General features: G+C 41.9%; 9 protein-coding genes. 2 read left to right on the top strand and 7 right to left on the bottom strand.

The annotated features are described in order from the left end of the window. Positions 1-62: 62 nt before the first annotated feature. From H7T97_RS06670 to H7T97_RS06700, 7 genes are all read right to left on the bottom strand, one after another. Positions 63-782, bottom strand: coding sequence for an O-methyltransferase (locus H7T97_RS06670; protein WP_049496750.1), 720 nt, complete (start codon positions 780-782; stop codon positions 63-65). Between the two features lies 1 nt (position 783). After that, positions 784-2586, bottom strand: coding sequence for an oligoendopeptidase F (pepF, locus tag H7T97_RS06675; RefSeq protein WP_195529519.1), 1803 nt, complete (start codon positions 2584-2586; stop codon positions 784-786). A 72-nt stretch (positions 2587-2658) separates the two neighbouring features. Then, positions 2659-3609: a competence protein CoiA family protein gene (locus tag H7T97_RS06680; protein ID WP_201089844.1), complete on the bottom strand. Its 951-nt coding sequence runs from the start codon at positions 3607-3609 to the stop codon at positions 2659-2661. A gap of 73 nt (positions 3610-3682) precedes the next feature. Then, positions 3683-4258, bottom strand: coding sequence for a hypothetical protein (locus tag H7T97_RS06685; protein ID WP_195529521.1), 576 nt, complete (start codon positions 4256-4258; stop codon positions 3683-3685). 167 nt (positions 4259-4425) lie between these two features. Further along, positions 4426-5598 (bottom strand): MFS transporter, encoded by a 1173-nt coding sequence (locus H7T97_RS06690; protein ID WP_201089846.1) that lies wholly within the window; start codon positions 5596-5598, stop codon positions 4426-4428. Between the two features lie 70 nt (positions 5599-5668). After that, positions 5669-7015 (bottom strand): DUF1958 domain-containing protein, encoded by a 1347-nt coding sequence (locus H7T97_RS06695; protein ID WP_049490513.1) that lies wholly within the window; start codon positions 7013-7015, stop codon positions 5669-5671. Between the two features lie 188 nt (positions 7016-7203). Next, positions 7204-7911, bottom strand: a complete 708-nt coding sequence (locus H7T97_RS06700) for a glucosamine-6-phosphate deaminase (RefSeq protein ID WP_049506139.1) — start codon at positions 7909-7911, stop codon at positions 7204-7206. A gap of 307 nt (positions 7912-8218) precedes the next feature. Here H7T97_RS06700 and queA point away from each other — a divergent pair, with 307 nt between their 5' ends. Beyond that, on the top strand, positions 8219-9247 hold the full coding sequence (queA, locus tag H7T97_RS06705; protein ID WP_003006367.1) for a tRNA preQ1(34) S-adenosylmethionine ribosyltransferase-isomerase QueA: 1029 nt from the start codon (positions 8219-8221) through the stop codon (positions 9245-9247). Between the two features lie 11 nt (positions 9248-9258). Next, complete coding sequence (locus tag H7T97_RS06710; RefSeq protein WP_003006364.1) at positions 9259-9729, top strand: arginine repressor; 471 nt, start codon at positions 9259-9261, stop codon at positions 9727-9729. Positions 9730-9803: the final 74 nt, after the last annotated feature.

Raw genomic sequence — 9803 nt, forward strand, 5'->3', positions numbered from 1 at the left:
CTCCGTTCCTTTTTAAACTTCTTCTATTTTACCACAAATTAGAGAGAATACCTTAAATTTACCTAAAAAGAGCTAGGATCTGGCAAGGTTACCGTCTCTGTATTTTTCCGAATCATCAAAATACCATCTCCAAGTGGCACCAAACTAGCGGTCAAATCTGGATGATTGAGAGTCGCATGAAAGAGGTTCTGAAGCCCCCGGTAAATGGTTCGTTGCCCACGACGCACTTCCATGATGTCCTTGGCAACATCTCCTCCTTGGAAAATATCATCCAATACCACGACTCCCCCAACCTCTAAGAGTTCGAGAATTCGTGGCAAAAAGACGATGTACTTAGACTTAGCAGAGTCCATAAAGACAAAGTCATAGGTCTCTGTTAAATCCTGCAAGACATCTACTGCATCTCCTTCAAGCAAGGTGATTTGTTTTCTCTGATCGTATTTAGCCAGATTTTCCTTGGCAAAGCCAATCATCTCTTCATTCCGATCAATAGTGGTAATTTGTGCATCGGGAGCATTTTCAGCCATTAAGAGCGCTGAAAATCCAATTGCTGTCCCAATTTCCAGGATTTTCTTTGGTTGTAGGGCTTGCAGGAGTAGTCTAAAGTAAGCTACCGTTTCATGCGGAATAATCGGAATATTTTCCTTGCGGGCGAATGCTTCTAACTCCTCCAAGGCACCTGCTACCGGTTTTTGACGCGTGCGCATAAAGTCAACGATCTCGTCTTTAACCACTGGCCGGCGCATATTGTGGTTGGCATTTTTACTATAAGACTCTACCATCTTATGCGAGTCCTAATTTTTCTACTAGGGCTTCAAATTCATTCAAACGACGTTCGAAGACCGCAAAGGCTGCGTCCAAGTAGTCTTCTTTTTCCATATCCACACCTGCTTTGCGGATAACATTGAGTGGATAATCAGAGTTTCCAGCCTTCAAGTAGTCGATATATTTGTCACGATCTTCTTGGGTTCCATGAACGATTTTTTCAGCTAGAGCTGAAGCTGCTGCAAAACCAGTTGAATATTGGAAAACGTAGTAGTTATAGTAGAAGTGAGGAATACGTGCCCATTCATATTGGATTTCAGGGTTGTCTTCTTTTGAAAGACCGTAGTATTTCTCATTGAGTTCTGCATAGAGGTTGTTCAAGAATTCACTAGTCAAAACAGTACCTTCTTGGTCTGCTTTATGGATAGCATGCTCAAATTCGGCAAACTGTGTTTGACGGAAGACGGTTCCACGGAAGCCATCCAAGAAGTGATTCAAAATAGCAAAACGAGTTGCATCGTCTTCTACTTCTTCTAGGAGACGTTCTGTCAAGATATTTTCATTGGTTGTAGAGGCAATTTCGGCAAGGAAGATGGAATAGTCCCCATAGACATAAGGCTGGGTTTCACGGGTATAGCTAGAATGCATACTGTGACCAGTTTCATGCACCAAGGTGAAGAGATTATCCAATGTATCTTGCCAGTTCAACAACATGAAGGCATTGGTATCATAAGAACCACCTGAATAGGCTCCTGAGCGTTTTCCTTGGTTGACATGCACGTCGATCCACCGTTCACTAAAGGCACGTTTCACACGAGAAAGATAGTCCTCACCCAAAACAGCCAAGACTTCTTCTGCTTTGGCCAATGATTCTTCATAAGTAAACTTGTAGTCTGTATCGGATAATGGCGTATACATATCGTACATCTTCAAGTCTGAGATTCCTAGAATTTTTGAGCGCAATTGCACGTAACGTTGCAAGAGTGGCAAGTGTTTGTTCACAGCTGCTACCAAGCTATCATAAACACTTTCTGGTACAAAGTTATCAGAAAGGGCTGCTTCACGGGCAGATGAGAATTTGCGAACTTTGGCATTGAAGTTGTGAACTTTTACATTGGTTTGCAAGGTTTTCGCATAGGTATGTTGGTACTGTTCATAGACCTTGTAGAGACCTTCATAAGCTTCCTTACGAACGGCACGATCTTTTGACTCTACCAAAGAAATATAGTTTCCATGTGTTAATTGAACTTCTTCACCCTTGTCATCATACACAGTTGGAAAAACAATATCTGCATTGTCCAAGATTTCAAATGTTTCCCCACCAGCAGCAAAGATCTCACCAGCTCCTGCAAGTAATTCTTCCTCTTTTTGGGACAAGACATGTTCTTTTTTCTCTAGCAAACGATCAAAATAATGACCATATTGTTCCAAGGCTGGAACCTCACTCACAAAAGCTTTGTACTGCTCATCCGTAATAGCCATGAACTCAGGCTCATAGAAGGCAAAGGTTTCACCCAACAAGCTATAAAGCGACATCCCTTTTGATTGGTACTCTTGGTATTTAGCCACTCGTGTGTCTTGGTCATTTTTCATATGAGCATAGACGTAAACCTTTTCTAAACGACGGCTCAATTCCAAATATGCATTGGTTGTCTCCAAAAGCGTTTGCGCTGAATCCAACAAATGGCCAGCATAGTGGCTAGCTGCTTTAATATCTGAAGCTAAGCTAGCTGCTTCTTCTTCCCAAGCTTGATCTGTCGCAAAAATTGTCGACAAATCCCATTGGTATTTTTCATCAATTTCATTACGTTGTTTTACCATTTCGATTAAACCTCCAATGGTACTATTTTAGCATAAAAATGAACATTTCGGGAGGATTTCTACCTTAGAAAGTTAGCTTTTCTGCTGAGCATAAAAACGTGGGGGATAAAGGATCTGAACAGGTTGGATCCCTTGCGACTGATAATAGGTCATAAACTGCTGGTAGTAATCTTCTACATCCTCTTCAATTTGAAGCAAGTTCTGTGAAAGGATCGGACGACAAAGAGGATAAAAGAAATCCAGCCCCAGTTCCATCAGATGGTGTCCCTGCAAATAGAGTTCTTCCTGAAGCTTCAGCCACTTTTGGTGACGATAAAAGAGCTGCTGCTGTATAAACGTTAAAAATGTCCGATCGAGCTCGACTTCCATTTGCTGCATGGGTTGCGAAAGATAAGGGGTCCGTAAGACTTCTAGTAAGGACCTTTGGCCAAAAGGGAAAATTTCTGTTTGATAATGCAATCGCCCTCGTAAATCCTCATGGATGAGGTATTTCAAACGTAGCTCTTTCTTTGAAAGATCCAATTCCCAAAGATGGAACCCACGATTCTGACTAAAATAAAGAAAGCCAGCCTGCAGCTTTGTTAGTCTGTTTTTGAGCCACAATTTTTTACCAAGTAACCAATAGACCTGGTAACCATGGGATCGATAAGCATCGCTTCTCTCCTTCAAGCGTTCTAAAGATAGGGAACTGCACTGCACTTCCAAAGCTAAGTTCTTATCTACTACTAAGAGATCTGCAATTTGCTGAAAATCTGCTAAATAACTTTCGACTTCTGTATTAGACTCCTTGGAGGCCCAGTTATAAAGACAAGCTTTCAATTCCAGATGTTCAAAACTCTCAGCTTCGTGATGATAGGGACAATACTGTAATTCTACATGAGCAAAATGAGCCCGTAGAACCGAGCCATTTTTTAGACGCACTGGACTATGACAAGCTAAGCAATAGAAGGGACCTTCTGTCACATCTGGGATCTCTTCGATACAGTTCCACCGCTTTTGATTCTTATCCATGGCAATAAACATAGCCCCACCTCCTCATCTATATCATTCGAAAAAAAATAAGAAAAAGGCTGGAAATTCCAACCTTTTCTTCCTTTTATTCTTCAGAATCTGAATCATCACTGTCGTCATCTGCAACAGGAGATTTACTCAATTCTTTCTGCATATCTTTCATTTCTTTACGAGTACTTTCCAACTCTTCTCGAGCATCTTTCAAGCTTTCGATCAAAGCTTCACGGTCTTCTTTAGGGACAACCGTGCTATCTGAACCGATGCTTTCCAAACCTTCATTAAAGATATCTTTTTGGTTTTCTAATTCTTGCTTCAAGGCACTAATCGTTGCATCGTATTGTTCTTTTGCGGAACCTGTTACTGAAGAGCCTGCTTCTTCCGTAAGAGAAACTGTCTGATCCATTAATTTTGCATACAACTTTTTGAAGTCGCCCACTGTTTTTGCCTTACTGATGTCCTCATCTGTAACGACACTTGAAGTTGACCCTTTTTCTGAATCTGTTGAAGTATCCTTACTTTTTGTAGTGTTGGCAGATTTGCTCGTCACTTTAGTAGTTGATTGACTATTTGAAGTTTCCTTCTTTGTTTCTTGCTTATTTGAACAAGCAGCTAGGGAAACAATCGTCAAAAGAGCAGCTGTCGATAAGATCATTTTTTTCATAAAATGGTCTCCTTTATTTTTATTTTACCTCATTCTATCACCGAATACTTTGATTGTCAAATTAATCACTAGTTCTTGATAATAGCAAAAAAATTGGGCAGAACACGATGAAATCAGTGTTTCTGTCCAATTCCTCTATAGCTAGTCGTACAATTCTAGCAAATAAATTATTCTACATTGCCACCAAAAAGGCTGTGAGATCTTCCTTGGGGCATTTTTAAGGCAAAGCTCAGCAAAAAGACGATCCCTACAACCCCTGCTAAAAAGAAACTCATGACTTGGTAACCGCCTCTTTCAATACAGAGGGCTGCGAGGGGTTGTAAAAGAATGGTTCCTAAATAACGAGCTCCTTGGACAATGGCCATGGCAAGAACCAAGTCTTTGCCATTCACCTGTTGGGCAATAAACCGTAAGGAGACCATAATCAAAACCATCCCTGTTGTATGCTTGGCTAAAAGAGTCAAAAGCACTTTTAAGAAGACAGGACTTGGAAGAGCATAGACAGCATATTGAGCGAAAATAATTCCAATTGGAAGAGCGATCAAAACCCGTAAAGGCCAGTGGTCCATGAATCGATCAGAGAAAAAGATCAAGGGGGCTTCCACTACGACGGAGATAGCCACAACTGTTGAGGCAATATGCACTGGTAGAGCACTATCCATGAGTAGCTCAGGAATATAGGTATGACCAATATTTCCAACCCCTGAAGCCAACCCAATCAACACAATAAAGAAGAGATAAGGTCCATTGTGAAGAAGAGGACTAATAGAGACAGGGTGTTTTTCCTTTTCTACGACTGTCTCTTTTTTCTTCATTCGAACCGCACTTAGGCAGAAGAGACTCAATACAATGGTGATCAAAACCGTATAATAGACTGCTTGGGGGCTAAACTGATGATAGACCCAGCCAGCTATTTGGACACCGACCGAGTAGCCAATGGTTCCCCAAACGCGAATCTTCCCAAAAGCGTATGGACTTTGCGTTGCAAATACTTCCATCATGGGAGCTGTCCCATTCAAACAGACTAGAACAATCCCATAAAAAACAGTCAGCCAAAAGAGATTGGGGGCCCAAAGAAAACCTAAGACACCACCAATGATCACACTCAGACTGAGGGTCGTCATTTTTACGATTCCAAATCGCTCATTGATATACCCAAAGAAGGGTTGGGCTACCATGGATAAGAAAAAGGCAACCGATACCAAAGTCGACACTTGAGTTGCACTATAGTGCTTTCCCATCAAATAGACGGAAATGAGGGTCGTAAAGAGAGATGTGGACATAAAATAAAAACTATAGAGTAGCATATAAGCCGCATAAGAATTTCGGAATTTTTTCATATAAATCCTTTCTAAAAATATCGGAATGAGACAATGACAAAACCCAACTGACAATCAGTTAGGTTTTATTTTATTCTTTATTATAGCGCTTTTGAGCCTCTTTTTTGCGTCTCTCACGACTTTGTTTTTCAATCGAGAGAATGATGACAAGAATAAGAATGGGAATCAAGATCAGGAAGTGATCTAGCGAAAGCCATTTACTGTGCTTAGCCGTTGTCTTTTTCCCACTTGCTGTTTCTTTGACAAGCTCTGGCTTGGCTCCTTCTTCCACTTTCATATCATCTCGGATACCTTCAGACAACGTGTAGAGATCATTATCTACTGTCAGATAGCCATCTTTTACCGCAAGGGTCGGTTCTTTAGCCCCTTTTTTAACCGTTGCATAGAAGGGTTTTTCAAGTGTATAGGTCTTGCCGTCAATCTTCTGGACACCTGCATCTAACAATTTTTTATAGCCAAAATCTTTATAGGCTTTTTCGATCAAGGCATTGCCAAACGGATGGCGGTAATATTCCCCATCTTGGTCTGCCCAATCTCCTACGCCCATAATGACAGCAATTAAGCGCTGATTGCCCCGTTTGATGGTCGCGATATAGTTGAAAGCTCCACGAGGGCTTGAACCAGTTTTCAAACCATCCACACCTTTCAAGGCATACTTGGCTCCTGGCAATGAATAATTGTAGGTATCAAAGGTTTCCTCATATGGAGTCCCTTTTTTGACCGTGACTTGTGCTTGATTGGTATAGTTTAAAATATCTGGGTATTGATTAATAAAATGATAAACCAGAATTCCTAAATCACGCGCAGTTGTCTGGTTGGCCGCATCATTTGGATAATTGTTGACCTGATAGTAGCCTTGCAAGGTGGAGATGGCCGCCCCACTCGGGTTATTCCAGACCGTGTTGGTCATCCCTAATTCCTTAGCCTTGGCATTCATGCGCTCGATAAAGGCATCTGGATCATTGTTGGACATAAGATTGGCCAACATGAGGGTCGATACATTTGAGGATGGAACCACTGTCATGGTAATCAACTCAGGAATTGTGTAGTCTACCCCAGCAACAATATTATTGTTGGAGATCTCATAGATCTTTCCGATCGCTTGGTCTGAAGCGGTCGCCTTGATCACTGTATCCTTACTGATCTTGCCATTTGCCATATCTTCAAACAAGAGATAGAGCGTCATGAGCTTACTCATGCTGGCAGGATCTCTGACTTCATCGATATTGTCTTTCCAAAGAACATTGCCCGTATTTCCGTCAATAATAAGCGAAGAATGTGGACGGTTAATGGCTTGGACATTGTCATTTGGATACATCTTTTGCGCCATATCCACCAATTCATCCGCACTCGCTAGAATTGGCTGGCATAAGAGACTCAGAAGGAGGCAAATATGGATCAAATATTTTTTTATCATAGACTTTTCCTTTATAACAGACTAATTAGCTGGAGGCTAAAATAAGCTTCTAGCCCTCATGCCCTTTCCTCTTGTCTCCCAGTAGATGAAAAGAGCTAATCCCAGCAGATAATTACTTGTATTGTACCATACTTTGAAGCAGAAAAAAACCTATCTGGCCCGAATAAATCGGCGATAGGTCCTGTTTTTTATCGACTTAACAAGCTCAAGGCTTCCTTATCCGCAATAATGGTCACATTTGGATGTCCTTGAAGGGCACTAGCTGGCACTTTTTCTGTCCTTTCACCCTCTACCGTACCTTTGATCGCTTGGGCTTTCGATTCCCCATAGGCAAACAAGACAATTGATTTCGCAGCTAAGATATTGGCAATCCCCATCGAAATGGCTTGGGTTGGTACATCTTCGATCTTATCAAAGAAACGAGAATTGGCCTCAATGGTAGAGTCATCCAACTGAACTAAGTGGGTCTGACTATCAAAGGATGTCCCTGGCTCATTAAAACCGATATGCCCATTGCGTCCAATTCCCAAGATTTGGAGGTCCACTGGATGCTCTTCGAGTATTTTGTTATAACGGATCACTTCTTGATCGGCAGATTCTTCTACACCTGATGGGAGGTAGCTTTCTTTGAATGGTTTGGCATCAAAGAGATTTTTCTCCATGAAATACCGATAAGATTGAGGATCATCTCCCGTCAATCCTACGTATTCATCTAAGTTCACACTGATTAGATTAGACAGATCCAGATCACTTTCACGAATTTGTTTATAAAACTCAAGGGGACTGCTTCCAGTCGCAAGACCTAAGGTTTGAGCACCTTCCTTTAAGGTTTCTTTCAATATATCAAAGGCAACTTTTCCACCCTCAATTTGGTCCTTTACTTCAATAATTTTCATTGGATAGACCTCCTATTTCTCTATGCTTTTATTATATGGTATAGACCAATTTTTGTCAAGTGAAACCGCTATCTTTTTCTGGCATTTTTTTCATTTTCAAGTCGATTCGTGATATAATGAAAGGTATGATTGTATCACTATTATTCATCATTTTTTTGATCGGACTCCTTGTCTTTCTCTTATCTTTCTTGATTCATCAAAGAAAGATTCTCAAGGTCCTGATCTTTTTGATGGGAATCAGCCTGATGCTCTTAGCTGTCGGGACTACCATCTATCTACTCACAAATTTATTATAAAAGGAGCGCAAATGAATACCAACGACTTTGACTTTGATTTGCCTGAAGAACTGATTGCTCAAACCCCTCTTGAAAAACGAGATGCCTCTAAACTCTTGATCCTCGATCGAAAAACAGGGCAATTCCAAGACCGTCATTTTGATGCAATTTTGGATGAATTGGAGCCAGGAGATGCTCTTGTCATGAACAATACGCGCGTTCTACCAGCCCGCCTTCATGGAGTCAAACCAGAAACAGGTGGTCACGTCGAATTCCTTCTCCTTAAAAATACGCAAGATGACTGTTGGGAAGTCTTGGCAAAACCTGCAAAACGCTTAAAGGTCGGGGCCACAGTCAGCTTCGGAGATGGTCGGTTGACCGCAACCGTTGAGGAAGAATTAGAGCACGGAGGCCGTATCGTTCGCTTCCACTACCAAGGGATCTTTTTAGAAGTTTTGGAAAGCCTTGGTGAAATGCCACTTCCTCCCTATATCCATGAAAAACTGGCTGACCGCGAGCGTTACCAAACCGTTTACGCCAAAGAAAATGGTTCTGCTGCAGCTCCGACGGCAGGTCTTCATTTCACCCAAGAATTGCTCCAAAAAATTGAAGCAAAAGGGGTTCACCTGGTCTATTTGACCCTTCATGTGGGCCTAGGAACCTTCCGTCCAGTATCTGTGGACAATCTTGAAGACCATGAGATGCACTCTGAATTCTACCAACTTTCTGAAGAAGCTGCTGCGACCCTTCGTCAGGTAAAAGCTGCAGGGAAACGCATCGTAGCCGTCGGAACGACTTCTATCCGAACTCTTGAAACGATTGGAAACAAATTTGATGGAGACATCCAAGCTGATTCAGGCTGGACCAATATTTTTATCAAACCAGGTTATGAATGGAAAGTCGTCGATGCCTTTTCAACCAACTTCCACCTTCCAAAATCAACTCTGGTCATGTTGGTTTCTGCCTTTGCCGGCCGTGAATTAACCCTCGAAGCATACCACCATGCTATTCAAGAACGCTACCGGTTCTTCAGTTTCGGGGATGCTATGTTCATCAAGTAAAGGAGTCTCTCATGAATAAAATTGAAAGCCGCCATCGCTTGATCCGCTCGATCATTTCTGAGCGTAGGATTCATACCCAACAAGAACTCCAGGAAGCCTTAGAAGCCAATGGTGTTCTCGTTACCCAGTCCACCCTTTCACGGGATGTCAAATCCTTGAATTTGGTAAAAATTAACGAGGGGGATAGTTCCTACTATGCCATGAACACCATCGCTCCTTCCCGTTGGGAAAAGCGCCTGCGGATGTATATGGAAGATGCCTTAGTTATGTTACGGCCCGTTCAAAACCAGGTCGTTGTAAAAACTCTTCCAGGTCTGGCCCAATCCTTTGGAGCTATCTTAGATGCATTGGAACTCCAAGAAATTGTAGCCACCATCTGTGGAGATGATGTCTGTTTGGTTATCTGCGAAGACAACCAAGGGGCTTTGGATTGTTTTGAAAAATTAAAAGAATTCACCCCACCCTTCTTCTTTAGTAAATAAAAAGAGAGTGGGACAGAAATCGGTAATTCGTTAGAATTCGATTTCGTCGTCCCACCTCCGCACAGTTGAGTAGG

This window comes from Streptococcus parasanguinis (assembly GCF_016648925.1).
Taxonomy (GTDB): Bacteria; Bacillota; Bacilli; order Lactobacillales; family Streptococcaceae; genus Streptococcus.